The 26,262-nt window shown below is 61.7% G+C and carries 27 protein-coding genes and 1 pseudogene; 12 read left to right on the forward strand and 16 right to left on the reverse strand.

Features of this window, described 5'->3' with window-relative positions; translation table 11 throughout:
- Positions 1-108: 108 nt before the first annotated feature.
- From ACIPQ1_RS04340 to ACIPQ1_RS04360, 5 genes and pseudogenes are all read right to left on the reverse strand, one after another.
- Entirely contained in the window at positions 109-1,341 is a 1,233-nt protein-coding gene (locus ACIPQ1_RS04340; protein ID WP_250964765.1) for a heme biosynthesis protein HemY, read from the reverse strand.
- On the reverse strand, positions 1,338-2,471 hold the full coding sequence (locus ACIPQ1_RS04345) for a uroporphyrinogen-III C-methyltransferase (RefSeq protein ID WP_250964782.1): 1,134 nt from the start codon (positions 2,469-2,471) through the stop codon (positions 1,338-1,340). Before ACIPQ1_RS04345 ends, ACIPQ1_RS04340 begins: the two co-directional genes overlap by 4 nt.
- A 36-nt stretch (positions 2,472-2,507) precedes the next feature.
- Positions 2,508-3,254 (reverse strand): annotated as a pseudogene (locus tag ACIPQ1_RS04350) (uroporphyrinogen-III synthase); the annotation flags it as partial.
- Complete coding sequence (gene hemC / locus ACIPQ1_RS04355; RefSeq protein WP_446533650.1) at positions 3,251-4,192, reverse strand: hydroxymethylbilane synthase; 942 nt, start codon at positions 4,190-4,192, stop codon at positions 3,251-3,253. The pseudogene ACIPQ1_RS04350 and the gene hemC, both read right to left, overlap by 4 nt.
- 137 nt (positions 4,193-4,329) lie before the next feature.
- Entirely contained in the window at positions 4,330-5,076 is a 747-nt protein-coding gene (locus ACIPQ1_RS04360; RefSeq protein WP_060740100.1) for a LytR/AlgR family response regulator transcription factor, read from the reverse strand.
- 462 nt (positions 5,077-5,538) lie between these two features.
- Here ACIPQ1_RS04360 and argH point away from each other — a divergent pair, with 462 nt between their 5' ends.
- Entirely contained in the window at positions 5,539-6,933 is a 1,395-nt protein-coding gene (argH, locus tag ACIPQ1_RS04365) for an argininosuccinate lyase (protein WP_411385932.1), read from the forward strand.
- A 130-nt stretch (positions 6,934-7,063) separates the two neighbouring features.
- Here the strand turns inward: argH and ACIPQ1_RS04370 are convergent, their stop codons facing one another.
- On the reverse strand, positions 7,064-7,723 hold the full coding sequence (locus ACIPQ1_RS04370; protein WP_250964767.1) for a glutathione S-transferase family protein: 660 nt from the start codon (positions 7,721-7,723) through the stop codon (positions 7,064-7,066).
- Positions 7,724-7,847: 124 nt separating this feature from the next.
- Between ACIPQ1_RS04370 and ACIPQ1_RS04375 the strand changes: the two genes are divergently transcribed.
- From ACIPQ1_RS04375 to ACIPQ1_RS04385, 3 genes are all read left to right on the forward strand, one after another.
- Positions 7,848-8,132 (forward strand): hypothetical protein, encoded by a 285-nt coding sequence (locus tag ACIPQ1_RS04375; RefSeq protein WP_186706856.1) that lies wholly within the window; start codon positions 7,848-7,850, stop codon positions 8,130-8,132.
- Positions 8,133-8,411: 279 nt separating this feature from the next.
- On the forward strand, positions 8,412-8,657 hold the full coding sequence (locus ACIPQ1_RS04380; protein ID WP_157711860.1) for a TIGR02647 family protein: 246 nt from the start codon (positions 8,412-8,414) through the stop codon (positions 8,655-8,657).
- A gap of 168 nt (positions 8,658-8,825) precedes the next feature.
- Entirely contained in the window at positions 8,826-11,666 is a 2,841-nt protein-coding gene (locus ACIPQ1_RS04385) for a class I adenylate cyclase (RefSeq protein ID WP_446533651.1), read from the forward strand.
- A 13-nt stretch (positions 11,667-11,679) separates the two neighbouring features.
- Here the strand turns inward: ACIPQ1_RS04385 and rnk are convergent, their stop codons facing one another.
- The 3 genes from rnk to cyaY form a co-directional block, all read right to left on the reverse strand.
- A complete protein-coding gene (rnk, locus tag ACIPQ1_RS04390) occupies positions 11,680-12,090 on the reverse strand; it encodes a nucleoside diphosphate kinase regulator (RefSeq protein ID WP_186706858.1) in 411 nt (136 codons plus the stop codon).
- 335 nt (positions 12,091-12,425) lie between these two features.
- A complete protein-coding gene (locus ACIPQ1_RS04395; RefSeq protein ID WP_250964770.1) occupies positions 12,426-12,644 on the reverse strand; it encodes a DUF1289 domain-containing protein in 219 nt (72 codons plus the stop codon).
- Between the two features lie 4 nt (positions 12,645-12,648).
- Positions 12,649-12,981 carry an iron donor protein CyaY gene (gene cyaY / locus ACIPQ1_RS04400; RefSeq protein WP_250964771.1) on the reverse strand — a complete coding sequence of 111 codons (333 nt, stop codon included), beginning with the start codon at positions 12,979-12,981 and terminating at the stop codon, positions 12,649-12,651.
- Between the two features lie 184 nt (positions 12,982-13,165).
- On the opposite strand from cyaY, the gene lptM reads away from it, so the two are divergent.
- Genes lptM through ACIPQ1_RS04430 form a run of 6 tightly spaced genes read left to right on the forward strand, consistent with a single transcriptional unit; the run spans position 13,166 to position 17,776 of the window.
- Entirely contained in the window at positions 13,166-13,345 is a 180-nt protein-coding gene (gene lptM / locus ACIPQ1_RS04405; RefSeq protein WP_018605419.1) for an LPS translocon maturation chaperone LptM, read from the forward strand.
- A gap of 9 nt (positions 13,346-13,354) precedes the next feature.
- Entirely contained in the window at positions 13,355-14,602 is a 1,248-nt protein-coding gene (gene lysA / locus ACIPQ1_RS04410; protein WP_446533652.1) for a diaminopimelate decarboxylase, read from the forward strand.
- Between the two features lie 4 nt (positions 14,603-14,606).
- On the forward strand, positions 14,607-15,437 hold the full coding sequence (dapF, locus tag ACIPQ1_RS04415; protein ID WP_411385934.1) for a diaminopimelate epimerase: 831 nt from the start codon (positions 14,607-14,609) through the stop codon (positions 15,435-15,437).
- A 13-nt stretch (positions 15,438-15,450) separates the two neighbouring features.
- A complete protein-coding gene (locus tag ACIPQ1_RS04420; RefSeq protein WP_053126501.1) occupies positions 15,451-16,173 on the forward strand; it encodes a DUF484 family protein in 723 nt (240 codons plus the stop codon).
- A gap of 2 nt (positions 16,174-16,175) precedes the next feature.
- Complete coding sequence (gene xerC / locus ACIPQ1_RS04425; protein WP_186706862.1) at positions 16,176-17,075, forward strand: tyrosine recombinase XerC; 900 nt, start codon at positions 16,176-16,178, stop codon at positions 17,073-17,075.
- Positions 17,072-17,776, forward strand: coding sequence for an HAD family hydrolase (locus ACIPQ1_RS04430; RefSeq protein ID WP_250964773.1), 705 nt, complete (start codon positions 17,072-17,074; stop codon positions 17,774-17,776). Before xerC ends, ACIPQ1_RS04430 begins: the two co-directional genes overlap by 4 nt.
- Before the next feature lie 342 nt (positions 17,777-18,118).
- Here the strand turns inward: ACIPQ1_RS04430 and sutA are convergent, their stop codons facing one another.
- From sutA to glnK, 4 genes are all read right to left on the reverse strand, one after another.
- Complete coding sequence (gene sutA, locus ACIPQ1_RS04435; RefSeq protein WP_072406034.1) at positions 18,119-18,442, reverse strand: transcriptional regulator SutA; 324 nt, start codon at positions 18,440-18,442, stop codon at positions 18,119-18,121.
- A 102-nt stretch (positions 18,443-18,544) separates the two neighbouring features.
- The gene (locus ACIPQ1_RS04440) at positions 18,545-18,970 is read right to left on the reverse strand and encodes a secondary thiamine-phosphate synthase enzyme YjbQ (RefSeq protein WP_186706864.1); all 426 of its coding nucleotides are present in this window, start codon (positions 18,968-18,970) and stop codon (positions 18,545-18,547) included.
- A 212-nt stretch (positions 18,971-19,182) separates the two neighbouring features.
- Entirely contained in the window at positions 19,183-20,517 is a 1,335-nt protein-coding gene (locus ACIPQ1_RS04445) for an ammonium transporter (RefSeq protein ID WP_186706865.1), read from the reverse strand.
- A gap of 33 nt (positions 20,518-20,550) precedes the next feature.
- Positions 20,551-20,889, reverse strand: a complete 339-nt coding sequence (gene glnK / locus ACIPQ1_RS04450) for a P-II family nitrogen regulator (protein WP_002555808.1) — start codon at positions 20,887-20,889, stop codon at positions 20,551-20,553.
- Between the two features lie 415 nt (positions 20,890-21,304).
- Here glnK and ACIPQ1_RS04455 point away from each other — a divergent pair, with 415 nt between their 5' ends.
- The gene (locus ACIPQ1_RS04455; protein ID WP_053126510.1) at positions 21,305-21,565 is read left to right on the forward strand and encodes an accessory factor UbiK family protein; all 261 of its coding nucleotides are present in this window, start codon (positions 21,305-21,307) and stop codon (positions 21,563-21,565) included.
- Positions 21,566-21,583: 18 nt separating this feature from the next.
- Here ACIPQ1_RS04455 and ACIPQ1_RS04460 read toward each other — a convergent pair whose 3' ends face one another.
- From ACIPQ1_RS04460 to ACIPQ1_RS04470, 3 genes are all read right to left on the reverse strand, one after another.
- A complete protein-coding gene (locus tag ACIPQ1_RS04460; protein WP_446533653.1) occupies positions 21,584-22,861 on the reverse strand; it encodes a sensor histidine kinase in 1,278 nt (425 codons plus the stop codon).
- 243 nt (positions 22,862-23,104) lie between these two features.
- Entirely contained in the window at positions 23,105-23,560 is a 456-nt protein-coding gene (locus ACIPQ1_RS04465; protein ID WP_446533654.1) for a hypothetical protein, read from the reverse strand.
- Positions 23,561-23,642: 82 nt separating this feature from the next.
- Entirely contained in the window at positions 23,643-24,551 is a 909-nt protein-coding gene (locus tag ACIPQ1_RS04470) for a hypothetical protein (protein ID WP_446533655.1), read from the reverse strand.
- A 214-nt stretch (positions 24,552-24,765) separates the two neighbouring features.
- On the opposite strand from ACIPQ1_RS04470, the gene ACIPQ1_RS04475 reads away from it, so the two are divergent.
- Complete coding sequence (locus ACIPQ1_RS04475; protein WP_411385937.1) at positions 24,766-26,259, forward strand: YifB family Mg chelatase-like AAA ATPase; 1,494 nt, start codon at positions 24,766-24,768, stop codon at positions 26,257-26,259.
- Positions 26,260-26,262: the final 3 nt, after the last annotated feature.

Consider the following 26,262-nt stretch of genomic DNA (forward strand, 5'->3'; position numbering starts at 1 on the left):
GATCTTCAATTCACCACAGGCCTCTCAGCCGAGTGGGAGCAAGCTCCCTCGCCACATGACTCATGCCACGTTCAAGAATAAGTCACGCCCCTCTCAAGTCGACAACACCTAAGCCGGAACCGGCAGCGGCGCGGCCAGCAGGCGCTCATCCAGCAACCCCAACCCCTCTTGGAACAATTGGTTGCTGCGCTCGGCATCCCCCAGTTGCGCCAGCAGGCGCGCCAGTTCGGCGCAGGCTTCGGGATTGCGCTGGGCCCGCAAACTGCTTTCCAGGTAATCCCGCGCCTTGCCCCACAAGCTGTTCTGCAAGCATAGGCGCCCCAGGGTCAGCAACAGACTTGGATCGGCCGGGTGATCCTTGAGCCAGCCCTCGGCCGTTTGCAGTTGGCGGATCGGATCGTTGCCACGAACCAGCCCATATAGACGCGCCAGGTGGCTGTCGTAATGACGCTTGAGCGCGCCGCGCAGCACCTCTTCGGCTTCGACCTGAGCGCCCAACTGACGCAGTTGCTCGGCATAGGCCAACACCAACGCCGGTTCCTGGCGCTGTGCGGAGGTCAGCTGTTGCCAGGCACGATTGAGCGACTGCAAACCGACACTGCCGTCCTCTTCACGGTGGGCCGCCAGAGTGAGGTTTTCGCCCCAGGCACGCCGTTCCAGTTCAGCCAGTTCAGCCGGCGGCAGGACTTTATCCTTGCGCAACTCCGGCAACAGCCGGATCACCGCCGACCAGTCGCCGCGCTGCTGATGCAGTCGCTGCAATTGGCGCAGGGCCTGGACGTTATGGGGATGACGCTCATGCATGGCCTGCAGCGTGCTCAATGCCCCGTCCGTGTCGCCCCGGTCCGTCTGCAGTTGCGCGTGCGTCAGGGCAATGGCCAGCTCCGCCTGGGGCTGACGCTCCAGGGCGCGCTCCAGCAAACTGTCGCTCTGTTCGTAAAGACCTTGTTCGTTAGCCGCGCGGGCGGCCCCCAGGTAATACAGCAGCGGTTGGCGCTCCGCTTCGGCGGCACGGTGCAGGTGGCGCTGGGCACTGGCCCAGCGACCTTCGGCCAGGTCCAACTGGCCGTGTTCGATCGCCACTTGCACCCGACGGCTGCGGTTGCGCCGCGACCACGGGTTGACCACGCCACTGGACGTGGTCACCAGCCCGATCAGGAATCTCAGGCCTCGCCACACCAGCCAGAGCACCGCCACCAGCGCCAGGGTGACCCACAGTCCGGCTTCATAACGGAAGTTCTTGTACGCCACCAGCACGTAACCCGAATGCTCGGCAATCGCCACGCCCAGCAAGCCGGCGGCGGCGATGACCATGAACAGAATCACGTAGAGACGTTTCATGGCGTGGCCTCCTGCGCGCCAGGCGCGGGCAGCGGCTTGACCGATTCCTCGGCATTGAGGTTGCGGCGCTCAAGGTAGGCCTGGACGCTGCTCAGCGTGCCGGTCAGGTCCGGGGTGACCACCGTCACCGGTTGCTTGGACAGCTCACCCACGCGCTCGAGCATGATTTTGCTTTGCGGGTTGTCCTGATTGAAATTGCTCTTCAACACATCCCGCGCCTCGGTCAGCGCCTGGGTGTAGACCGGCGCCTGGCCGTTGAGGGCGGCCCATTGCGCCTGCTCCAGCGCCAGGCTCAGGGCCAGGCGCACTTGCACGAGGCTCTGCCCGGCCAGCAGCGGACGAACGTTCTCGTCCGCGTTGAAATCGATGCGGATATAGCGCGAGATCTGATCCCACCACTGCGCCCACCGACTGGCTCCATCGCCATCGGCGGTCAGGCCCAGCAGCGATTCGCCGCGATCCTTGTACTCCGGTGCCAGTTCGGTCAGTTGCAGCACCTGGTCACGCAAGGCACCCAATTGCAGGAACAGCCCGGTGCGATCCGGTTGTTCGGTGCTGCGCAGCGCAGCGAGGGTCTTGGCCAATTGCTCGCGGGCGGCGAACGAACCAGGGTCGTTCTGCTCCCGCAGGATTTCGTCAGCGCCCTGGACCAGCGCCTGGGCACTGTTGATGTCTTGCAGCGCGGAAAGACGCAGGCTGGCCAGGCGCAACAGGTGCTCGGCCTCTGCCAGGCGCCAGTCCTTGCGACTGGCACCGAGCACGGTTTCCAGGCGCTGATTCAAGTGTTGCTGATCACTCTGCAACTGGGCCACCAGGCGCCGCCGCTCCTCCAGCTCTTCAGCCGGGGGCAATTGCGCCAGGCGCTCGCTCAGGCGTTGCTCGTTGAGCTTGAGGGCCTGGGACTGGTCGTTCAGCGCCTGGACCTGGGCGGACTGCTGCTGGTTATTGGTTTGCAGGTGACGCACCTGCCACACGCCCCAGCCGCCAACGGCTACGCCGGCAGCGCCGAGCAACAGTGCAACAACGGCCAGCCCGTTGCCACGACGCGGCGCTACGGGAGGTGGGGTTTCAACCGGCGCATCGATCGCTGGCTGGTCCAGATCTTCTTTTGGCAAGGCTGTTTCGCTCACGTATCCATCCTTTGCATTAGAAAACGGCACGGAGTGTTCCCGTAACGCCGCCAGCAAAGCCGCGGCATTGGCGCCACGGCAATCCACAACTGTTCGGGCCCCGGCGACACGCGCCATCTCGGCCACCCTTGGGCTTGGCACAAACAACGGTAAGCGCGCCAGGGCCGACCACGCATCGCCGGCCAGCCGCTGCAAATGCTCGAAGCCCTGCCCACTGCTGACCACCAGGGCGTTCAAGCGTTCCGCTTCGACTATTGCCGGCAATGCCCCTTCGCCATGACTGGGCAAGTGGCGTCGGTACAATTCCAGGTAATCGACACTAGCACCTTGCTCGCGCAAACGCTCTGCCAGCAAGCCGCGGCCGCCTTCGCCCCGCACGATCAAGACCTTGGGGTCGGGCCGCGATACAGCCTGGCGCAAGACCAAGTGTTCCAGCAAGGCTTCGCTGTCATCGCCGTGATCGGGATAAAACACGGTGAGGCCGGCATCGGCGAGGATCTGTCCGGTGGCCGCGCCCACGCTGAACCAGGGTTGGTCCGGAGGCTGGGGCCAGTATTGGCGCAGCAGCTCGACGCACAGGCGCGCGGCCGGTTTGCTGACCACGATCACGGCAGCGTATTGATCCAGCGCCTGGAATATCGCGCGCCCGGCATCGGACAGCGGGACCGGCTCGATCTCCAGCAACGGCAAGCTGCTGCTGTAGACCCCCGCTTCGGCCAGAACCGCCGCCAGCGCCGACGACTCGTCCGCCGGCCGGGTGAGCAACAGCCGCCAACCCGTCACGCGTGGCCGGCCTCGCCGTAGACCGCCTTGAGGATGTCGGCGGCACCCTGGCTCAGCAGGTCTTCAGCCACGCGCACACCCAGCGCCTCGGCATCGTGGCGCGGCGCCCGTGCCTGGGCGCTAAGCAGTCGGCCGCCGTTGGGATCCCCCACCAGACCGCGCAACCAGACCTGCTCACCCTCCAGCACGGCGTAACAGGCGATCGGCACCTGGCAACCGCCATTGAGATGTTTGTTCAGGGCGCGCTCGGCGAACACCCGCGTGGCGGTGTCTGCATGATGCAGCGGCGCCAGCAGGGCATGGATGTCGCTGTCGGCGCTGCGGCACTCGATACCCACCGCCCCTTGGCCACCGGCCGGCAGGCTGTCATCGACGCTGATGGCCGAGGTGATGCGGTCTTCGAAGCCCAGGCGGATCAAGCCGGCGGCGGCGAGGATGATGGCGTCGTATTCGCCGGCATCGAGCTTGGCCAGGCGTGTGTTGACGTTGCCACGCAGGAAGCGGATTTTCAGGTCCGGGCGCCGCGTCAGCAATTGTGCCTGGCGACGCAGGCTGGACGTGCCGACCACGCTCCCGGCAGGCAGCGCCTCAAGGCTGGAAAACGTGTTGGAGACGAACGCATCGCGGGGGTCTTCTCGCTCGCAGATGCAAAACAGGCCCAGGCCTTCGGGGAAGTCCATGGGCACGTCTTTCATCGAGTGCACGGCGATGTCGGCTTCGTTGTCCAGCAACGCGGTTTCCAGCTCCTTGACGAACAGGCCCTTGCCGCCGATCTTCGACAGCGGCGAGTCCAGCAGCTTGTCACCGCGACTGACCATGGGCACCAGGGTCACGCTCAGCCCGGGATGGGCCGCTTCCAGGCGGGCTTTGACGTATTCGGCCTGCCAGAGGGCCAAGGCACTTTTACGGGTGGCGATGCGGATCTCGCGAGGGGACATGGATCAATCCGTACTTAAAAGATACGGCAGATAATAACAGCTCAGCCAAAACCGCTTTGATTTGAATCACGACCCCAAGGCCTCCCTGGCCGCCAGATCCTCGAAATGAAACGCGTTGGACGCCTTGGACCGCCCGGTCAAAGCTGCTGCATCATCTTGCGCACGCCGGCCACGTGCCGCCGGCTGACAATCAGCGCGTCGCCATTGAGGCCTTTGAGGAACAGTTGGAAATGCCCAAGGGGGGTGCGCTGCAAGCGCTCGATGCGCTCGCGGGCCACGAGGGCGTTGCGATGGATGCGCACGAAGCGTTCGCCGAACTCGTCTTCAAGGGCCTTGAGGGGTTCGTCCAGCAACACCTCGCCACTCTCATGACGCAAGGTCACGTACTTATGGTCGGCAATGAAATAGACCACCTGGTTCAAGGGGATCAACTCGATGCCTTTGCGGGTGCGCGCACTGATGTGGCTGCGTGGGCCACTGCCGCTTTCGGCGGCCGGACGGGTCAGCGCCGCCAGTTGCACGCGGTTGGGCCGCTCGGCCTTGCGCAAGGCTTCGAGCAAAGCCTCGGACGCCACGGGCTTGACCAGATAGCCCACGGCACCGGCCTGCAACACCTCGGGTGGGAAGTCGTCCCGGGTGGTACAGAACACCACGGCGGGCGGCGATTCTCGTTCGCACAACTTCGCCGCCACCTGCAGGCCGTCCAGGCCAGGCATGCGAATGTCGAGCAGCACGATATCCGGCTTGTGGCTGTCGATAAGGGCCAATGCCTCGTCGCCATTGGTGGCGCTCGGCTCCAGGACACTGTAACCCTCGAGCTCGCCAACCATTCGGCTCAGGCGCTCGCGGGCCAGTGGTTCGTCATCAACGATCAGGACATTCATATTGCGCTGGATTCCTGCGTGAGTCTCGCACAAGGATAGCGTAGACAGGGGAAGTGACATCCGTCACCGCGATCCACGCTAAGACTCGTTCGAGGGCCAAAAAGTGCCGCGAGGCGGTTGCCTATCTTTACCAGCGCTTGCCGACCGATGCCCGAGGCCCGTTGTCGCACGGCGTCGCCGTAGGGATTGTTAACTGTCGATCTGACCAATATGAGCTCCCCCTTCTTCTATTTTTCCGGTGCGCCATGGATGGAAAAAGCAAAAGTCCTACCGTCCACTGTAGACGGTTGCCACGACGATATTGCTCAATCGAAAAATATCGTTGTGCGAAAACCTTCTTGGATCCCAAGGCCATATCGGAAAAACCTGCCGACCAGTGCCAGCGCCAGTCCCGGCAACCCTGCTATCATCCGCCGCAGCCTTTAACCGCTACTTTCTCCACAGCCGATCACGAGCGAATTCATGAGCACTGACAAGACCAATCAGTCCTGGGGCGGCCGCTTCAGTGAACCCGTCGACGCCTTCGTCGCCCGCTTCACCGCCTCCGTCAATTTTGACCAGCGCCTGTATCGCCACGACATCATGGGTTCGATCGCCCACGCCACCATGCTGGCCAAGGTCGGCGTGCTCACCGATGCCGAGCGCGACTGCATCATCGACGGCCTGAAGACCATCGAAACTGAAATCGAGGCCGGCCAGTTCGACTGGCGCGTCGACCTTGAAGACGTGCACATGAACATCGAAGCACGCCTGACCGACCGCATCGGCGTGACCGGCAAGAAACTGCACACCGGCCGCAGCCGCAACGACCAGGTCGCCACTGACATCCGCTTGTGGCTGCGGGATGAAATCGACCTGATCCTGGGCGAAATCACGCGCCTGCAAAAAGGCCTGCTGGAGCAAGCCGAGCGCGAGGCCGAGAGCATCATGCCGGGCTTCACGCACCTGCAGACCGCCCAACCTGTAACGTTTGGGCATCACATGCTGGCCTGGTTCGAAATGCTCAGCCGCGACTACGAGCGCCTGGTGGACTGCCGCAAGCGCACCAACCGCATGCCCCTGGGCAGCGCCGCGCTGGCCGGCACCACGTACCCGATCGATCGTGAATACACCGCGCAGTTGCTGGGCTTCGACGCCGTCGGCGGCAACTCGCTGGATAATGTCTCGGACCGCGATTTCGCCATCGAATTCTGCGCCGCCGCGAGCATCGCGATGATGCACCTGTCGCGTTTCTCCGAAGAGCTGGTGCTGTGGACCAGCGCGCAGTTCCAATTCATCGATTTGCCCGACCGCTTCTGCACCGGCAGCTCGATCATGCCGCAAAAGAAAAACCCCGACGTGCCGGAACTGGTGCGCGGCAAGAGTGGCCGGGTGTTCGGCGCACTGATGGGCCTGCTGACCCTGATGAAAGGCCAGCCGCTGGCCTACAACAAGGACAACCAGGAAGACAAGGAACCGCTGTTCGACGCCGCCGACACCTTGCGCGATTCGCTGCGGGCGTTCGCCGACATGATCCCGGCCATCAAGCCCAAGCATGAGGTGATGCGCGAAGCGGCCCTGCGCGGCTTCTCCACTGCCACCGACCTGGCCGATTACCTGGTACGCCGCGGCCTGCCGTTCCGCGATTGCCATGAGATTGTCGGCCATGCCGTGAAATACGGTGTAGACAGTGGCAAGGACCTGGCGGAAATGAGCCTGGATGAACTGCGCCAGTTCAGCGACCAGATCGAGCAGGACGTGTTTGCCGTGCTGACCCTCGAAGGCTCGGTCAATGCCCGCGACCACATCGGCGGTACCGCGCCGGCGCAGGTCAAGGCAGCCGTGGTGCGTGGCCAGGCTCTGCTCGCCAGCCGCTAAAAGCCCAAAGCATCGCGAGCAAGCTCGCTCCCACAATGGATCTTCGGTGAACACATATAATGTGTGGCCATGAAGATCACATGTGGGAGCGAGCTTGCTCGCGATGACTCACTTCAAAACAGCAAAAAGCTCACTTCTTGGCGGCAATCCTCGCCAAAAACGCCGGCATTTCTGCCTCCCTGTCCGCCGCGATCCGCTGCACGTTCGGGTTCTCCCCCAACCGTTCCATCAGCGCCTTGGCCGCCGGCATGTCCGCCAGCAGATCCATATCGAAGACCTTCTTGCCCACCTGCAGAGCCAGCGAAAGGCTGTAGTAGAAATACAGATCGGCAATGCTCAGGCTGTCGCCCGCCACGTAGGGCGAGAACTTGCCGTGTCGGCCGAGCGAGGCGAACCCCAGCAGCAATTCGGCCTTGGATTTTTCCTTGATGGCATCGGCCACCTGCATACCGAAGAACGCCTCGCCATAGCAGGCTCGTCCGGGCAGCTCGATGTACAACTCGATTTCCCGGCACAAGGCCAACACCTGGGCGCGCTCGAACGGGTCGGCTGGCAGCAAGGCTTTACCCGGCTGGGTCTGCTCGAGGTATTCGAGGATGACGCTGGTCTCGTTGATAAACCCGTGCTCGGTCTTCAATACCGGCACCTTGCCACGTGGGCTGATGGCCAGGGCTTCCGGGGTCTGGGCGCCGAAGAACTGGACCTCTTCGAAGGGCAGGCCCTTCTCCAGCAGCGCCAGCTTGACCATGTTGTAATAATTACTGACAGAGAAACCATAAAGCTTGAGCATTACAAAGCCTCCAGGCCGTGCGGGGTTGGCAGCCTTGCGTTATAGACCGTCGAGGCGTTTCCTGCCAGGCGCATCACGACGCTGAATGCAGGTAAACTGGCGGCCTTTCCTACAGGAGCCTGCCATGAGCGAGCCAACCGATATCGACAACGACGAAGAAGCGTTCGTCGAGAACACGCTGATCGAGGCGATTGAAAACCAGATCGAGAGTGACAATCCACCAGCGGCCAAGGCTGTTTTCAATAAATTGACCCTGGTGGGTTATGAGCGCGAAGAAATCCTCAACCTGATGGCCCATGTGCTCGCGGTGGAAATCGACGCGATCCTGGAAGAGGACCGTCCGTTCAATACCGAGTGGTACGAAGCCGCCTTGCGTGCCCTCCCCGAGTTGCCGCCGGAAAAAAACTGAACCGCTCTTGTGAAGACTGGACCGCTCTTGTGGCGAGGGAGCTTGCTCCCGCTCGGCTGCGCCCTGTAGGAGCTGTCGAGTGTAACGAGGCTGCGATCTTCCCCCTGACACTTGAATCCCAAGCGAAAGATCAAAAGATCGCAGCCTTCGGCAGCTCCTACAGGCCACAAAAGAATCGCTTTAAACAAAAAAAGCATGACACTGACACTGGACAGCTCGGCCGAGTGCGCTCACCTTAGTGACGCTGTCGACCAAATTCCTAGAAAGTCTGGAGTCCTTATGTCGCTTACCCCTGAGTTGGTTGCCGAACTGGAAATCCTCGCACTCTTCAACCTGGACAGTTCCCAGGAAGGCCTGAAAATTCATCAGACCGCTGCCCCTAAAGCGATTGCCGCTGCCCAACGCCTGTTCGAAAAAGAGCTGATCGATCAACCCGATGGTGGCTACCTGACCAGCCTTGGGCGTGATGCCGCGCAGAATGTACAAACCGTCCTGACTATTCTCAGCGTTCAAGAAACCGCCTGATCCCCCCTGTCGCCCACGGAAATCTCCTCTACGGGATTTCCGCCGGCGCACTGGCGCCCTGCGTAAAAAACCAACCTCAAAATCCTGTTTTCAGCTTAAGTATTCCCAAGACCGGGCGCTAACCTGCCATCACCCCACGTTCGACGCCGCGAGCCGGTTTGAGCCGACATGACCCGCAACCACGAAATACGCCCCGATCTGGACGAAGGAATCGACCGCAAGGTGCTGAGCCAATTGCGCGCACGTTTTCTCAAGCTCAACACCGTGCGGATGGAGCGCGCCCTCGAAGGCCTGTCGCCGCGCCAGCAAGGCGTGCTGACGTTGTTGCCGCTGTTCTTCCACGTCAACCACCCGCTGCTGCCCGGCTACGTCTCCGGCAGCACGCCTGCCGGACTGTCGAATTACGAGCCTGACGCCGACGTCCTTGCCGAAGCCCAGCGGCTGACCCGTTCGTTTTCCTACAAGCCTCGGCACGGCGGCAACCCGCCTCGCCCGATCCTGGGCCTGTTCCTGATGGGCAGCCTCGGCACCCTGGCCCAGGCCGATCAGAGCGACATGGACGTGTGGGTCTGCCATGGGCCGGACCTGAGCGACGATGAACTGGCCGAGCTGCGCAAGAAATGCCAGTTGCTGGAGATATGGGCCGCGACCCAGGGCGCCGAAGCCCACTTTTTCCTGATCGACCCGGCGCGTTTTGTGCGGGGCGAGCGGGACAACCAGCTCAGTTCCGACGATTGCGGCACCACCCAGCATTACCTGTTGCTCGACGAGTTCTACCGCACCGCGATCTGGCTGGCCGGGCGCACGCCGATCTGGTGGCTGGTGCCGGTCTATGAAGAAGAGAACTACGAGCAATACACCCATACGCTAATGTCCAAGCGTTTCATTCGTGCGGATGAAACCCTGGACCTGGGACATCTGGCCTACATCCCGCCAGGCGAATTCGTCGGTGCCGGGCTCTGGCAACTGTTCAAGGGCATCGAATCGCCCTATAAGTCCGTGCTCAAGCTGCTGCTGACCGAAGTCTATGCCAGCGAACACCCGAACGTGCGCTGCCTGAGCCTGCGTTTCAAGCAGGCGGTGTTTGCCAATCGCCTGGACCTGGAAGAGCTGGACCCATACATGCTGGTTTACCGCCGCATCGAGGAATACCTCAATGCCCGTGGCGAACCCGAACGCCTGGAGCTGATCCGCCGCGCGCTGTACTTGAAGGTCAATCGCAAACTCACCGGCCAGGCGCGCAGCGGTGGCTGGCAACGGGTACTGCTTGAGCGACTGGCCCGGGAGTGGGGCTGGGACCAGCGTCAGTTGGCCTTGCTGGACAGCCGCAGCCAGTGGAAAGTCCGCCAGGTCAGCCACGAGCGGCGCGCCCTGGTCAACGAACTCACCCACAGCTACCGCTTCCTGACCCAGTTCGCCCGCACCGAGAAAACCGTCAGCCTGATCAACAAGCGCGATCTCAACGTGCTGGGCCGGCGGTTGTACGCCGCCTTCGAGCGCAAGGCCGACAAGGTCGAGTTCATCAACCCCGGCATCGCGCCGGACCTGGCCGAAGACACCTTGACCCTGGTCCAGTCGCCCAACAAGAAAGAACCCGGGCAGAACCAGTGGGGCCTGTACAACGGCAGCCTCAACGCCCTGGAGTGGGAGAACTTCGCGCCGATCAAGCGCTGCCGGGAGTTGCTGGAGCTGCTGACCTGGTGCCATCGCAACGGCGTGATCGACAGCAGCACCCGCCTGGCGCTGCACCCAGGTAGCAGCGACCTGAGCGAGTTCGAACTGTTCAACCTGCTGGGAAGCCTGCAGCAGTCCATCGCCCTGCCCCTGGTCACGGTGGACGAAGCGCAGTTGCTGCGGGCCAGCGTGCCCAGCGAAGTGTTGATCCTGGTGAACGTCGGCGTCGACCCGCTCAAGCACCACCGCGACTTGAACATTCTGATGACCACCGAGCGTACCGATTCCCTGAGCTATGCCGGGGTCCGGGAAAACCTGGTGCTGACCCTCGACCAAGTCACCCTCAATAGTTGGAATGAGGTGCTGGTCAACCGTTTCGACGGCGAACACGCCCTGCTCGATTGCCTGCGCGACTACCTCAATGACCTGCCCGTCACCCAGCGCCAGCCGCGCTTGCAGGTGCGCTGCTTCTGCCACAACCGCGCCCAGTTCATTGCGCGGCGCGTCGAGGACGTCATCGAAACAGCCCAGACCCTATTATTGAGCAGGCTCAATTACCGTTATCTGCTTCAGGTCCAGCAGCACTATCACGTGCTGGAATTGGTGCCCGGCCAGGTCAATCACGTAGCCCTGGGCAGCTTGTCGGCGCTGATGGATTACCTGGGCGAAGAACTGACGGCCTACAGCCCCTTGCACCTGGACCCGATGGCGCTGGAAGACCATGACCTGGCGCTGATCCTGCCCATGGGGCAGCCCGAGTGCATCCAGGTGTTCTACCGGACCAACGAGGACGAGGCCGACCTGTACGTGCTCGATGAATTCAACGCGCTGTGGCAACAACACGTGCCGTATCACGACGAACAAAGCCTGCTGGTGCCGCTGCAGCGCTTTGTGCAATCGGTGCTGTACCGCCGCGACGCCTTGCTGCCGCTGGATGCCGCCCAGCCGCTAAGCCTGGAAACCCTGTACTACCAATTGCTGCCTTCGGGTGGCCGGGCACGACGGATCGAAGCACGGCAAGCCCCGCAGATGCCGGTCAACAAACCGTTCTATGACGTGCAGGCGATCATCGGCAAAGCGGCGCACGGGCAGGTGCACGTCACCTTGTACTGCGATCAACAGGAGTTTTCCGAACTGGAGCATGGCGACCAGCTGTTCCGCGTGGTCGCCAGGGAGATCGTCGAACAGCGCCGCGAAGCCCAGCGCTATCGCTGCTACATCACCGACCTGGACCTCTCGGGACTGGTGGGCGACGGTGCCTGCTCAACAAACTTGTACCTGCGCTACAAGGCCGACCTGGAACGCGCCCTGAACGAGGCGCTGGCCCTGGCCTGATGCGCCCGGGCACTCAGAGCTGAAAATCACCGCCGGCTTCGGGCTGGTATTCGACGTCCAGCAAGGTCAGCTTCAGCGTCTTGCCGCCCGGGGCCGGCCAGTCGATGTGCTGGCCGACCTTCAGGCCCAGCAAGGCACTGCCCACCGGCGCCAGGATCGAGATCCGGCCTTCGTCGGCCTTGGCGTCCTGTGGATAAACCAAGGTCAGGTGATAGTCCTTGCCGCTGCTTTCTTCGCGGCAGTGCACGCGCGAGTTCATGGTCACGACATCGGCAGGCACTTCTTCGTGGCCCACCACGTTCTCGGCGCGATCCAGCTCGGTTTGCAGCGCAATCACGCCCGGCAGCGTTTCATCAAGACTGTCGATCAGGCGTTCCAGACGCTGTACGTCCAGGCGGGTAAGGGTGATGGAAGGTGCGGTCATGATCCAGGCAGACTCCTTTCTTCTGCACAAAAAAAGCAAAACCCCGCCACAAAAAGGCGGGGTTTTCACGGGCCTCGATAAGTTGAGGCGTAGCCGGACACTACCACAGCTCAATAAATAAACAACCCGGGCAGGATTTGCCTTGCCCAAGGACACCACCTCGCCACAGGTTCTGGGTTGCCTGGGCAAGAGTCATCGCGAGCAAGCTCGCTCCCACAGAGGGGCGGTGTTGTCGTAGATATCGCGGCCACACAACTCAATGTGGGAGCGAGCTTGCTCGCGATGGCAATCTTCAATTCACCCAAGCACAACGAACCCAGCCACCCGGTGAGTGGTTACGTCAGGGATCGGCGCTTGAGCGCCTCGGCACAAATAACCCGCCGGCGCTCGTCATCGGCTGAGCGCCATTCGCGGATATCTTCCACATGGCGCAAACATCCGAGGCAGACCTTGCGTTCATCCAACTTGCACACGCCGGTACATGGCGACGGTACGGCGGGGCTGACGTTGCTGTAGAGCGGCTTGGGTGGCCGTGGCGGGGCGGTCTGGCTCACGCCGTCACAGGCCTTCGAAATCGAGTTCCACGCCAGCCTGCTGCTTGACGATGCGCTCGAGCATCTCGCCCAGTTGCTCTTCGCTCTTGTCGCACATCCAGCGTTCGCTTTCTTCGTCATAGTCGAAATGAAAGCCGCCGGAGACCGCTGCCAGCCACAACTGCCGCAACGGCTCCTGGCGACTGAAGATCAGTTGGCTGCCGTTTTCGAACTTGACGGTGAGGACACCGGCGGAGATTTCCAGGTCGATGTCCAGGTCACTGTCATCGAACACATCCTCCAGCGTTTGCTGGGTCGCATCGACCAGGTCGTGGAAACGGGCTTCAGTCAAACTCATTGCGGCAACCTCGAAAATGTCTGCTCATGCTCAAGCGCCGCAAGATACGGACGCTTCCCGGCGATTGCAAAGGATATACCGACTGACGACACCAGTGCCGCCGGACGGGCGCCCCGTTGCATAGGCAAGCTGACGGGTGGCCGGTATACTCCGGCGCAATTAACGCATTTTCAAGGATTTCGCCATGAAGCGCCTGATCTCTTCCCTTGCTGCGCTCGTCGCGGTTGCCTGCCTCGTGACAGCTTGTGGTCAAAAGGGTCCGCTGTACCTGCCTGATGACAGCAAGTCTCCCGAAGAACAAGCAGAACAGGCCAAGTCGTCGCAATCCAAGTCACACTCGCACGACACCCACACCACTTACTAAGGGAACGCCATGGACGCTTTTAACTACCGTGGCGGGGAGCTGTTCGCGGAAGGGGTTGCCCTGTCCGCGATCGCCGAACGTTTCGGCACGCCGACCTACGTCTATTCCCGTGCCCACATCGAAGCGCAATATCGGACGTTTGCCGACGCCCTCGACGGCATGCCGCACCTGGTGTGTTTCGCCGTCAAGGCCAACTCCAACCTGGGCGTGCTCAATGTCCTGGCGCGCCTGGACGCCGGTTTCGACATCGTCTCCGGTGGCGAGCTCGAGCGTGTGCTGGCCGCGGGCGGCAGCGCCGACAAGATCGTGTTCTCCGGCGTCGGCAAGACCCGCGAAGACATGCGCCGCGCCCTGGAAGTCGGCGTGCATTGCTTCAACATTGAGTCCACCGATGAGCTCGAGCGCCTGCAAGTCGTCGCCGCCGAGCTGGGCGTGCGCGCGCCGGTTTCCCTGCGCGTGAACCCGGACGTCGACGCGGGCACTCACCCGTATATTTCCACCGGTCTGAAGGAAAACAAGTTCGGCATCGCCATCGCCGACGCCGAGGACGTGTACGTGCGCGCCGCCCAACTGCCGAACCTGGAAGTGCTGGGCGTCGATTGCCACATCGGCTCGCAGTTGACCACCCTCGAACCCTTCATCGATGCCCTCGACCGCCTGCTGGCGCTGGTCGACCGCCTCGGCGACTGCGGCATCTACCTGCGTCACATCGACCTGGGTGGCGGTGTCGGCGTGCGCTATCGCGACGAAGAGCCGCCGCTGGTGGCCGACTACATCAAGGCCGTGCGTGAACGCCTCGACGGACGCGACCTGGCGCTGATGTTCGAGCCCGGCCGCTACATCGTGGCCAACGCCGGCGTGCTGCTGACCCAGGTCGAATACCTCAAGCACACCGAGCACAAGGATTTCGCCATCGTCGATGCGGCCATGAACGACCTGATCCGCCCGGCGCTGTACCAGGCGTGGATGGACGTCACCGCCGTGCGCCCTCGCGACACCGCGGCCCGCCCCTACGACATCGTCGGGCCGATCTGCGAAACCGGTGATTTCCTGGCAAAAGGTCGGGAGCTGGCGCTGGAAGAAGGCGACTTGCTGGCCGTGCATTCGGCCGGTGCCTACGGGTTTGTCATGAGTTCCAACTACAACACCCGCGGCCGCTGCGCCGAGGTGCTGGTGGACGGTGATCAGGCATTCGAAGTGCGTCGCCGCGAGACGGTAGCCGAGTTGTTTGCCGGCGAAAGCCTGCTGCCGGAGTAAAACCATGCTGCTGCGTTTTACCAAGATGCACGGCCTGGGCAATGACTTCATGGTCCTCGACCTGGTCAGCCAGCACGCGCACATCCAGCCCAAGCATGCCAAGCAATGGGGCGACCGCCACACCGGCATCGGGTTCGACCAGTTGCTGATCGTCGAGGCGCCGAACAACCCGGACGTGGATTTCCGCTATCGGATCTTCAACGCCGACGGTTCGGAAGTGGAGCAATGCGGCAACGGCGCGCGCTGCTTCGCCCGTTTCGTGCTGGACAAGCGCCTGACCGCCAAGCGGCAGATCCGCGTCGAGACCAAGAGCGGCATCATCGAGCTCGATGTGCGCAGCGACGGCCAGATCGGCGTCAATATGGGCGCTCCGCGCCTGGTGCCCGCGGACATCCCGTTCCAGGCGCCGGCCCAGGCCTTGAGCTATCAGGTGGACGTCGATGGCACCCTGGTGGAACTGGCGGCAGTCTCCATGGGCAACCCCCATGCGGTGCTGCGCGTGGCCGATATCAACAGTGCCCCGGTGCATGAGCTGGGGCCGAAAATCGAGCATCATCCGCGCTTTCCGGCGCGGGTGAACGTCGGTTTCCTGCAAGTCATCGACCGCCACCGCGCACAATTGCGCGTCTGGGAACGCGGCGCCGGGGAAACCCAGGCCTGCGGGACCGGCGCCTGTGCCGCTGCCGTCGCTGCGATCAGCCAGGGGTGGATGGATTCGCCATTGTTGATCGACCTGCCCGGCGGGCGCCTGTCCGTCGAATGGGCAGGCCCTGGCCAACCGGTGATGATGACCGGCCCGGCAGTGCGTGTATACGAAGGACAAGTTCGTCTTTGAGTGAGCCAAACCCATGACCGATCAGCCACAGGTTCCAGCCCCACAGCCCGACGAATCCCCCAGTCTTCCAGAAACCGCGGCCGTGGCTGCTTACCTGGAGGCCCATCCGGACTTCTTCGTCGAGCATGAAGAACTGCTTGCGACGATGCGCATCCCCCACCGGCGCGGCGATACCGTGTCGCTGGTGGAACACCAGATGAAAATCCTGCGCGAGCGCAACATCGAAATGCGCCATCGGCTTTCGCACCTGATGGACGTGGCCCGGGACAACGACCGGCTCTTCGACAAGACCCGTCGGCTGATCCTGGCCCTGATGGACGCCAGCACCCTCGAAGACCTGGTCATGAGCGTCGAAGACAGCCTGCGCCAGGATTTCCAGGTGCCCTTCGTCAGCCTGATCCTGTTCGGCGACAACGCCATGCCGGTGGGCCGCTGGGTGACCCACGCCGAAGCGCAGACGGCCATTGGCGGCCTGCTCACGGAAGACAAAAGCGTCAGCGGCAGCCTGCGCGAGCATGAGCTGGATTTCCTGTTTGGCGAAGAACAACGCAAGCAGATCGGCTCCACTGCCGTCGTCGCCATCGCCCACCAGGGCGTGCACGGCGTGCTGGCCATCGCCAGCCGCGATCCGCAGCACTACAAGAGTTCGGTGGGCACGCTGTTCCTGAGCTACATCGCCGAAGTTACCGGCCGGGTGCTGCCAAGGGTCGCCGGCTCGCTGCGCCCGGTACGCTGATGATGGAACGGCAACTGGACGCCTACTGCGAACACCTGCGCAGTGAGCGCCAGGTGTCGCCCCACACGTTATCGGCCTATCGCCGCGACCTGGAAAAAGTGCTGGGCTGGTGCCAGAAGCAGAATATCGGCAGTTGGTCGGCCCTGGACATCCAGCGCTTGCGCAGCCTGATCGCCCGCTTGCATCAACAAGGCCAATCCTCCCGCAGCCTGGCGCGCCTGTTATCGGCGGTGCGTGGCCTGTACCACTACCTCAATCGCGAAGGCCTGTGCGATCACGATCCGGCCACTGGCCTGGCGCCGCCCAAGGGCGAACGTCGACTGCCGAAGACACTCGACACCGACCGCGCCCTGCAATTGCTTGAAGGCGCCGTCGAGGATGATTTCCTGGCCCGACGCGACCAGGCGATTCTCGAGCTGTTCTATTCTTCCGGCCTGCGGCTTTCAGAGCTGACGGGGCTCAACCTGGATCAGCTGGACCTGGCCGACGGCATGGTCCAGGTGCTCGGCAAGGGCAGCAAGACGCGCCTGCTGCCCGTCGGCCGCAAGGCCCGGGAAGCCCTGGAGCAGTGGCTGCCCCTGCGAGCACTGGCCAACCCTGCCGACGATGCGGTATTCGTCAGCCAACGCGGTCGGCGCCTCGGCCCGCGGGCGATCCAGTTGCGGGTCAAGGCCGCCGGCGAACGCGAGCTGGGGCAGAACCTGCACCCGCACATGCTCAGGCATTCCTTCGCCAGCCACCTGTTGGAATCCTCCCAGGACCTGCGCGCTGTGCAAGAGCTGCTGGGTCACTCGGACATCAAGACCACACAGATCTATACCCATTTGGACTTCCAGCACCTGGCAACGGTCTATGACAGTGCCCACCCCAGGGCCAAACGCATCAAGGGCGACGAATCATGACCATCGAGCTCATCACTTTCGACCTGGACGACACCTTGTGGGACACCGCCCCGGTGATCGCCAGCGCCGAAGCCGTACTCCGCCAATGGCTGACCGACAACGCCCCGAACCTGGGCGGGCTGCCGGTGGAGCATCTTTTTTCGATTCGCGAGCAAGTGTTGCGCGAAGAACCCAACCTGAAGCATCGCATCAGTGCGTTGCGCCGGCGGGTGCTGTTCCGTGCCTTGCAGGAGGCCGGCTACGACCAGTGGCAAGCCTCTGAACTGGCGGACCAGGCCTTCGAGACGTTCCTGCATGCCCGCCATCAACTGGACATTTTTCCCGAGGTGCAGCCCACCCTGGAAATCCTGGCCAATCATTTCGCCCTCGGCGTGGTCACCAATGGCAACGCCGACGTACGCCGCCTGGGGCTGGCGGACTATTTCAAGTTCGCCCTGTGCGCCGAAGACATCGGCATCGCCAAGCCCGACGCCCGGCTGTTCCACGAAGCCTTGCAACGCGGCGGCGCCACGGCACGCACCGCCGTACACGTTGGCGATCACCCCGGCGACGACATCGCCGGCGCCCAACAGGCCGGCCTGCGCGCGGTGTGGTTCAACCCGGCGGGCAAGCCCTGGAGTGCCGATCACGCGCCAGACGCGCAAATCCGCAGCCTGACCGAACTGCCGGGGTTATTGGCAGGGTGGCATAGCCAGCCCTGAACCCCTGCTTCGCAGCTCCCCAAACCCCTATGTGGGAGCGAGCTTGCTCGCGAAGGCGGCGGCACACCCAACATCAATGCCAACAGACAAACCGCTATCGCGAGCAAGCTCGCTCCCACCCTGGTTCTGCTGTGCCCTGAGGCGCTGCGCCAGGCACAAATCCCTGTGGGAGCGAGCTTGCTCGCGAAGACGGCGGCACATCCAACATCAATGCCAACAGACAAACCGCTATCGCGAGCAAGCTCGCTCCCACAGGGACCGCGCCAGGCCAGGGAATGGAATCGCCCCCATGAAAAAGCCCGCAGCGACGGCGGGCTTTTTCAGCAAGCAAGAAGCAGACACTCAGATAGGGCGGCTGCCGTACTTGTTGTCTGGCTTCTTGGGCGGATCAGCGACCACGTTGGCCTCCACTTCCTGCACTTTACCGCCCCTGGCCAGGAATTCCTCCATGGCCTTGGCGAGCGCATCACGCTCCTTGTTCTTGGCCTCTACGCTCGGCAATTCGTCGACCGATACCGCTGCCTTGGCCTTGCCTTTGGCGGTAGGAGCCGGAACGTCGGCGCCATCGTCTTCGGCAACGTCTTCCGCCGCCACTTCAAGGCCTTCTTCGGTCTCGTCTTCGTCGCCTACTTCGAGGTCGTCGTTTTCCAGATCATCGTCGCTCATGTTCTACCTCATGACTTGCGAAAAGCAGATTAGTTATAGCCCAGCTTCGCCATCTGTTCGAAGGCTGCCAGAAAAAATTCAACATCCGCCGGCAATCAGCGGTTATGCCTCTTCACCGTACAAGGTGGCGAGGACTTTACGAGCACCGCCGTGATCACGGTGCTCGCCCAGATAAACACCTTGCCAGGTTCCCAACGCCAGCCTTCCTGCCGTAACCGGCAGGCTGAGCTGGCAACCGAGCACGCTGGCCTTGAAGTGCGCCGGGAGGTCGTCCAGGCCTTCGTCGTTGTGCTCATAACCGGCGGCTCCTTGTGGGATCAGCCGATTGAAAAATCGTTCGAAGTCTCGACGTACCGCCGGATCGGCGTTCTCGTTGATGGTCAACGAGGCCGAGGTATGCTGCAGCCACAGATGCAACAGACCAACACGACACGCCTTGAGTTCAGGCAGGCCGGCCAGCAACTCGTCCGTCACCAGATGAAAGCCCCGGGGCCTTGCCCGCAGGGTTATCAGCGTCTGTTGCCACATACAGATCTCCGCACGTTCGGCGCGCATTCTAGCGCGCTCTGGGAAAAAACAAAGGCCCTAATATTCTTGCTTCGATGTAAGCCTTTGGCGGTATAAAAACCCATGTCGCATCCACAACAAAAGGCGTCGGAAAAACCGCCGCATCCTGTGAGCAATGACAAATTCCAGGCAAAAAAATGCCCGGCGAACCGGGCATTTTTTAGGGCGCGTATTTACAGGTTATAGCCACGCTCGTTGTGCTGGGCCAGGTCCAGGCCCACGGCTTCTTCTTCCTCGGTGACACGCAGACCCATGACGGCATCCAGCACCTTGAGGATGATGAAGGTGACGATCCCGGTGTAGACCACCGTGAAACCCACGCCTTTAAATTGAATCCACACTTGCGCGCCGATGTCGGTCACGGTGCCGAAGCCACCCAGTGCCGGAGCGGCGAACACACCGGTCAGGATCGCGCCGAGGATACCGCCGATGCCGTGTACGCCAAAGGCGTCCAGGGAATCGTCATAACCGAGCTTGCGCTTGAGGGTGGTAGCGCAGAAGAAGCACACCACGCCCGCCGCCAAGCCGATGACCAGGGCGCCCATCGGGCCCACGGTGCCGGCAGCCGGGGTAATTGCAACCAGACCGGCGACCACGCCCGAGGCAATGCCCAGCGCGCTTGGCTTGCCGTGGGTGATCCACTCGGCAAACATCCAGCCCAGCGCCGCCGCAGCGGTCGCGATCTGGGTCACCAGCATCGCCATGCCGGCGGTGCCGTTGGCGGCGACAGCGGAACCGGCGTTGAAGCCGAACCAACCGACCCACAGCATGGCCGCGCCCATCAGGGTATAACCCAGGTTGTGCGGCGCCATTGGGGTGGTCGGGAAGCCTTTGCGCTTGCCCAATACCAGGCACGCCACCAGACCTGCGATACCGGCGTTGATGTGCACCACGGTGCCGCCAGCGAAGTCCAGCACGCCCCAGTCCCACATCAGGCCGCCGTTGCCGGACCAGACCATGTGCGCAATCGGTGCATACACCAGGGTGAACCACACGCCCATGAAGATCAGCATGGCGGAGAACTTCATCCGCTCGGCAAATGCGCCGACGATCAGGGCCGGGGTGATGATGGCGAAGGTCATCTGGAAGGTAATGAACACCGCTTCAGGGAACAGCGCCGCCGGACCGGTGATGCTCGCCGGCGTGACGCCCGCCAGGAACGCCTTGCCCAGGCCACCGACGAAGGAGTTGAAATTGACGACGCCCTGCTCCATGCCGGTGGTGTCGAACGCGATGCTGTAGCCATAGATGACCCACAGGACGCTGATCAGACCGGTAATGGCAAAGCACTGCATCATCACGGAAAGAAGGTTTTTCGACCGGACCATACCACCGTAGAACAGTGCCAGGCCGGGAATGGTCATGAACAGTACAAGAATCGTGGCCGTGAGCATCCAGGCGGTGTCGCCGGAGTTCAGGACAGGGGCTGCCGCTTCTTCTGCCATGGCCAGGCCAGGCATTGCGAAGGACAACAGGGCTCCTAGCCCTGCGAATTTACGCAGAGTCATATTGTTTTCTCCTGGGGCGTTGGGTTTGGCGGCTTAGATGGCGTCGGTATCGGTTTCGCCGGTACGGATGCGGATAGCCTGTTCCAGATTGACCACAAAGATCTTCCCGTCACCGATCTTGCCGGTGTTGGCGGCCTTGGTGATTGCCTCGATCACCCGGTCAAGATCCTTGTCGTCAATGGCGACATCGATCTTCACCTTGGGCAGGAAATCGACCACGTATTCCGCGCCGCGATACAGCTCGGTGTGGCCCTTCTGCCGACCGAAGCCCTTGACCTCAGTAACGGTAATGCCCTGCACGCCGATCTCGGACAACGACTCGCGCACGTCGTCCAACTTGAACGGCTTGATGATGGCAGTGACTAGCTTCATGAAACTTTCTCCCGAATTGGTGGACTTGCCCCAGGAAAACAAACCCGACTCAAGTCTAAGCGCAGTGCCTGGCTTTGTAACGCGTCGTCGGCCCAAGTTGCCCGACAGGTGCCAGTTAACCGATCCTGACGAAACTCCCCGTTCCGCCTGCTGCACTGCATTCGTCACAGCGACTGCATCAGTGCATGGGTCATCAGCCTCTAAGCAGAAACCTTGCCATCTGCACCCAAACCCTCTGATTTCAATCTCTTGGCCACCTGCTTGACGTGCACTGCGTCATGAACCGCAACGTTACGCACAACAACAGTGCAGCAACGCCCGGCGCAATGCGCGAAAAGCGTGCATCCCTGGCTTGCGAATTGACTATAGACACTGCGTGGTACACTGCCCGCCATCGTTTCCAGGACACCTGTACATGCTTGCGCCCAAAGACCTCCTCGACGCCCTGAGCGGCCACGCCTCCCGCCTCTTGAGTGGTGACACGCCGCTGCCCAAAAGCGAAATCGAAAGCCAGTTCAAGGCCCTGCTGCAAAGCGGCTTCAGTAAGCTGGACCTGGTCAGCCGGGAAGAATTCGACAGCCAGATGGTCGTACTGGCCCGGACCCGGGCGCGGCTCGAAAGCCTGGAGGCCAAGGTCGCGGAGCTGGAAGCGCGACTGGCTCCGGCACAGGAATAAGCAGCCCCTGCAGGCCACTCAACCCCTCGCAACATGTTGAGACGGGGCCGGGCTCAGTGCCAGCGGCAGCTCCAGGATAAACAGCGCGCCCCTGCCCGGCCCGGCGCTCTGCACGGTCAGATCGCCGCCCATCTCGTGCGCAGCCAGGATGCAGCTGTGCAGGCCAAAACCATGGCCGTCGACACGCGTGGTGAAGCCGTGCTCGAACACCCGCGCCAGATTGTCCTGCGCGATCCCCTCGCCGTTGTCCTCGATCTCGACCCGCACGCGCCCCTCGTCAACGACCTTCAGGCGCAGGACGATCTGCGGCGGCCGGTTCGTACCCGCGTCCAGCGCCTGCTTGGCGTTGTTGATCAGATTGACCAGGATCTGCAGCACTCGGTGCTTATCCAGCGGCATTTGCGGGGTATCGCTGAATTCCTTGATCAGCGTGATGTGGTGGCGGGCCAGGGACACATCGCAAATACGCACGACATCCTCGACCAACTCCCGCAGCGAGCCCGGCTCCAAGACACTGGCATTACCGGCGTAGGACTGCTGGGTGGCGACGATTTCCTTGATGTGGTCGATTCGACGGGTCAATTGGGCCAGCTCGGCGATCATGCCTTGCTGCTCGACGGCCAGCGCGTCGGCAAGCTTGTCGAGATAGTCGGGTAGCGCGCGCCCTTTCGGATCAGTGCTGATGAAGTCGCCGAGGTCATCGGGATGGTCCTTCATCAACTGGGCGACCTTGGCCACCGCAGGCCCCTTGGAGGTGTGCACCTTATCGTAGAGGACCTGGGCTGACACATTGACACTGTTGAGCACATTGCCCACGTTGTGCAGCACATTGGTGGCGATCTCCGCCATGCCGGCCCGGCGCGCAGTGGTCACCAGTTCGGCCTGCGCCTCGCGCAACTCGTCGTTGACCTTGGCCAGTTGCTGTGGGCTGGGAATCTTCAGGGCCGCCGGCACCAACCGGACCAGCAGGATGGCGGTAATCACCGAGGCGATCGCAGTGATCACCTTGACCAGCGCCGACAGCCAGTAATAGGGCTGCCAGATGGTCAGGATCTCCAACACGTGGCTGGTCCCGCAGGCCAGGATAAACACGCCGAAAGCCGCCAGCATCCAATCGAACGGCACATCCTTGCGCTTGTGGATGAAGTACAGGAGGGTGAAAGGGATGGTGACGTAGGACAGGGTGATCAAGCCGTCGGCGATCACATTGGTCCACAGCAAATCCGGACGCCACATGTAGCAATGCCCGTGAGGCATGAAGCGCTTGTCGGTTAACAGAGCCAGCAGATCGTTCATGGCCACTTCCTCGCTGTGCCGTTGATACCGCCAAGTGCCGACTGGGCAAAATCGAGTCTAGCAGGCCGGTCCCGGACAATTTGCCCACCGGCGGAGCTTTTTTGTAGGGCTCCCGTGATAGTGAAGAAAGCGCAAAGGTTCACAACCTGAAGACACTGGCAGCCGAGTGCCAAGGGAGTTGCACAAGGTTAGCGCGGAACGACTTAACGCTCCGCGCTCTGTCACATGGACAACCGTGAACCTCTATGGCCTGTCCAGCTTCACCGCAGATTCAGCCATCCAATAGCCCTCCCGCCAGAATTTGTAGTCTGCAAACTCCCCATGTTTTTGTGGCCACTTGCCGTGATTATCGATAGGAAAGCGAGTTAAATGCACCCTATTGCGCAGTGGCCGGTAACACGCCACGTCATCAACAACCTGGGTATCCGGAAAAATATCTTCAGCCAACCGAGTCATGTTCCACCAAGACCCAGCCGTTCGATCCTTGAATGAATTGACTTCGCCAAACGTGTAATCAATCCAGTTCAAGAGGCTCCCGCGGGGCATGAAATCAAAAAAGAAATTTTCACCAACCTCTCTGTACGGATCCAGGCTCAAATTCCAGAAGTCCACTTCAGGCCTTGTTACCAACCAAGGCACAACGACATTCTCGACTTCTTTTACCCGGGCGGCAGCCCCCATGAACACCAGGTTATTCACGTTAAGATCCGGATGCCTGGCAAGGATATTAACCGCGACAATCGCCCCCATACTATGGCCAACGATGTTTATCTCACTCCCCTCAACATGATAGGGAGAGCCTTGTTGATTGCCCTTTTTTTTCCAAACGATGGAGCAGTGCGGTAACGGCCGTATCAGCGTAGCGAACCGGCCCCTTGAACTCTCTATCTGGCTCGGTGATTAAATCGCCCTCAAACGCTATATTTTTAGTCAACACCAGGTCAGTACGACGAAGCATTCCATCCCATGCCCCAGTTCCAAAGCCGTCGACCAAGGGGGCCATCCCCAGTTTGACTGGATTCCACACGGTGTAGTAATCACTGCGCACACCGACATGGGGCGGCGAATTGCTTATTTGAAATCCCTTCTCGTCCAGTTTATCGACTCTCTTTTGGTAATCCTTCTCATCAGCGACAGTGACGCTTTTGAGAACCGCGACAGGGTCTGAAATTTCCTTGTACAGCGATGATGGAACCCTGACCAAGGACCGCCCTAAATCCTCGATCAACACAACGGGAGAGGTCATTGCACCCAACACCGGCCTATTCAGCCCTTTTCGAATTCTAAATAGATGGTCACCATAGTTAGGCCAAAAATCGGAGTTCCAAGCAATAAAAATAGGGTATTGATGATCAGCAAGCATGTCGTCGACCATTCTTCCAGGACGGTCAACTGCTGTAGAAAAATTATTCAAACCGCCGTGTATGAACAAGGTAATTCTTAATGTCTTATCCTTGCTCTGGAGCGCCATGTAATTCTGGAAAATATTCTCAAGATAGGCCTTCTCGTCCTCTTTTGTTTTTTTTAGATCGCCTCGCTCACCGATGATTGTTTTCTGGTTTGGATCAATGAGGTTTCCATCCCCATCAATGTAAAGCATATGCATTTTGGCATTCTGGTAATCCGTCCCCTTATGACCTGCACACCCCACCAGCACAATAATTGTTATCAGCCAAGTCAAGAGCTTCATGCGACCCCCTCCCTTTATAGGCCAAGAGTGTAGAAGAGAATTGCCACCTCCACGGCATCATCTCATCCACCTCCTATAGCCAAACTTAAACTGGATCAGCACCCCGCAACATCCTGCCAAAATTTGCCCTATCAATTGCCGCGCCAAATTCATCCCCACGACTAACCTTCAGGAGCCGCAGGACGCGGCGCCCCATTCACTCAAGGAACGATTCATGTCGCTTGCCATTGTCCACAGCCGCGCCCAAGTAGGGGTCGAGGCGCCTGCCGTTACCGTTGAAGTCCACCTGGCCAATGGCTTGCCGTCGCTGACGATGGTTGGCCTGCCGGAAGCGGCGGTCAAGGAAAGCAAGGATCGGGTGCGCAGCGCGATCATCAACTCGGGGCTGAATTTTCCGGCGCGTCGCATCACCCTGAACCTGGCGCCGGCGGACCTGCCAAAAGACGGCGGCCGCTTCGACCTGGCCATCGCCCTGGGGATCCTCTCGGCCAGCGTGCAGGTACCGACCCTGACCTTGGACGACGTGGAATGCCTCGGGGAACTGGCCTTGTCTGGCGCAGTGCGCCCAGTGCGAGGGGTATTGCCCGCGGCGCTGGCGGCGCGCAAGGCCGGGCGCATGCTGGTGGTGCCCCGGGCCAATGCCGAGGAAGCCTGCCTGGCCTCGGGGCTGAAGGTGATCGCCGTGGACCATCTGCTGGAAGCGGTGGCGCACTTCAACGGTCACACGCCGGTCGAGCCGTTCGTTTCCAATGGGCTGCTTTCGGCCAGCAAACCCTACCCCGACCTGAATGAAGTGCAAGGCCAGGCCGCGGCCAAGCGGGCGTTGCTGATTGCCGCCGCAGGGGCTCACAACCTGTTGTTCAGCGGGCCACCGGGCACCGGCAAGACCCTGTTGGCGAGCCGTTTGCCCGGGCTGCTGCCGCCACTGGCCGAGAGCGAAGCCCTGGAGGTCGCAGCCATTCAGTCGGTGGCCAGTTGCGTGCCGTTGAGCCATTGGCCGCAACGTCCGTTTCGCCAGCCACACCACTCGGCTTCCGGTCCGGCGCTGGTCGGTGGCGGGTCAAAACCGCAGCCAGGGGAGATCACCCTCGCCCACCATGGCGTGCTGTTTCTGGATGAGCTGCCGGAATTCGACCGCAAGGTGTTGGAGGTCTTGAGAGAACCGCTGGAGTCCGGACACATCGTGGTGTCTCGCGCCCGCGACCGGGTGCGCTTCCCGGCGCGCTTCCAGTTGGTGGCGGCGATGAATCCCTGCCCCTGTGGCTATCTTGGCGAGCCCAGCGGCCGCTGCGCCTGTACACCGGACATGGTGCAGCGCTACCGCAACAAACTCTCCGGCCCGCTGCTGGACCGCATCGACCTGCACCTGACCGTCGCCCGGGAAGCCACGGCCTTGAACCCCAAGCACGAACCCGGGGACGATACGGCCACGGTCGCCGAGCGCGTCGCCGAAGCCCGGGAGCGCCAGCACGACCGCCAGGGCTGTGCCAATGCCTTCCTCGATCTGCCGGGATTGCGCCGGCATTGCAAGTTATCCACAACCGACGAAACCTGGCTGGAAACCGCCTGCGAGCGGCTGACGCTGTCGCTGCGCGCCGCCCACCGCCTGCTCAAGGTCGCCCGGACACTGGCAGACCTGGAGCAAGCGGGGAGCATTCGCCGCGAGCACCTGGCCGAAGCGTTGCAGTACCGGCCGGCTACGGCTTGAACC

Source organism: Pseudomonas sp. LARHCG127 (assembly GCF_052871455.1).

Excerpts from the sequence above, each read along its gene's own strand:
- ACIPQ1_RS04340 (WP_250964765.1), bottom strand. The coding sequence starts at position 1,341 with ATGAAACGTCTCTACGTGATTCTGTTCATGGTCATCGCCGCCGCCGGC.
- hemC (WP_446533650.1), bottom strand. The coding sequence starts at position 4,192 with ATGTCCCCTCGCGAGATCCGCATCGCCACCCGTAAAAGTGCCTTGGCC.
- ACIPQ1_RS04360 (WP_060740100.1), bottom strand. The coding sequence starts at position 5,076 with ATGAATGTCCTGATCGTTGATGACGAACCACTGGCCCGCGAGCGCCTG.
- argH (WP_411385932.1), top strand. The coding sequence starts at position 5,539 with ATGAGCACTGACAAGACCAATCAGTCCTGGGGCGGCCGCTTCAGTGAA.
- ACIPQ1_RS04370 (WP_250964767.1), bottom strand. The coding sequence starts at position 7,723 with ATGCTCAAGCTTTATGGTTTCTCTGTCAGTAATTATTACAACATGGTC.
- ACIPQ1_RS04375 (WP_186706856.1), top strand. The coding sequence starts at position 7,848 with ATGAGCGAGCCAACCGATATCGACAACGACGAAGAAGCGTTCGTCGAG.
- ACIPQ1_RS04380 (WP_157711860.1), top strand. The coding sequence starts at position 8,412 with ATGTCGCTTACCCCTGAGTTGGTTGCCGAACTGGAAATCCTCGCACTC.
- ACIPQ1_RS04385 (WP_446533651.1), top strand. The coding sequence starts at position 8,826 with ATGACCCGCAACCACGAAATACGCCCCGATCTGGACGAAGGAATCGAC.
- rnk (WP_186706858.1), bottom strand. The coding sequence starts at position 12,090 with ATGACCGCACCTTCCATCACCCTTACCCGCCTGGACGTACAGCGTCTG.
- cyaY (WP_250964771.1), bottom strand. The coding sequence starts at position 12,981 with ATGAGTTTGACTGAAGCCCGTTTCCACGACCTGGTCGATGCGACCCAG.
- lptM (WP_018605419.1), top strand. The coding sequence starts at position 13,166 with ATGAAGCGCCTGATCTCTTCCCTTGCTGCGCTCGTCGCGGTTGCCTGC.
- lysA (WP_446533652.1), top strand. The coding sequence starts at position 13,355 with ATGGACGCTTTTAACTACCGTGGCGGGGAGCTGTTCGCGGAAGGGGTT.
- dapF (WP_411385934.1), top strand. The coding sequence starts at position 14,607 with ATGCTGCTGCGTTTTACCAAGATGCACGGCCTGGGCAATGACTTCATG.
- ACIPQ1_RS04420 (WP_053126501.1), top strand. The coding sequence starts at position 15,451 with ATGACCGATCAGCCACAGGTTCCAGCCCCACAGCCCGACGAATCCCCC.
- xerC (WP_186706862.1), top strand. The coding sequence starts at position 16,176 with ATGGAACGGCAACTGGACGCCTACTGCGAACACCTGCGCAGTGAGCGC.
- ACIPQ1_RS04430 (WP_250964773.1), top strand. The coding sequence starts at position 17,072 with ATGACCATCGAGCTCATCACTTTCGACCTGGACGACACCTTGTGGGAC.
- sutA (WP_072406034.1), bottom strand. The coding sequence starts at position 18,442 with ATGAGCGACGATGATCTGGAAAACGACGACCTCGAAGTAGGCGACGAA.
- ACIPQ1_RS04440 (WP_186706864.1), bottom strand. The coding sequence starts at position 18,970 with ATGTGGCAACAGACGCTGATAACCCTGCGGGCAAGGCCCCGGGGCTTT.
- ACIPQ1_RS04445 (WP_186706865.1), bottom strand. The coding sequence starts at position 20,517 with ATGACTCTGCGTAAATTCGCAGGGCTAGGAGCCCTGTTGTCCTTCGCA.
- glnK (WP_002555808.1), bottom strand. The coding sequence starts at position 20,889 with ATGAAGCTAGTCACTGCCATCATCAAGCCGTTCAAGTTGGACGACGTG.
- ACIPQ1_RS04455 (WP_053126510.1), top strand. The coding sequence starts at position 21,305 with ATGCTTGCGCCCAAAGACCTCCTCGACGCCCTGAGCGGCCACGCCTCC.
- ACIPQ1_RS04460 (WP_446533653.1), bottom strand. The coding sequence starts at position 22,861 with ATGAACGATCTGCTGGCTCTGTTAACCGACAAGCGCTTCATGCCTCAC.
- ACIPQ1_RS04470 (WP_446533655.1), bottom strand. The coding sequence starts at position 24,551 with ATGAAGCTCTTGACTTGGCTGATAACAATTATTGTGCTGGTGGGGTGT.
- ACIPQ1_RS04475 (WP_411385937.1), top strand. The coding sequence starts at position 24,766 with ATGTCGCTTGCCATTGTCCACAGCCGCGCCCAAGTAGGGGTCGAGGCG.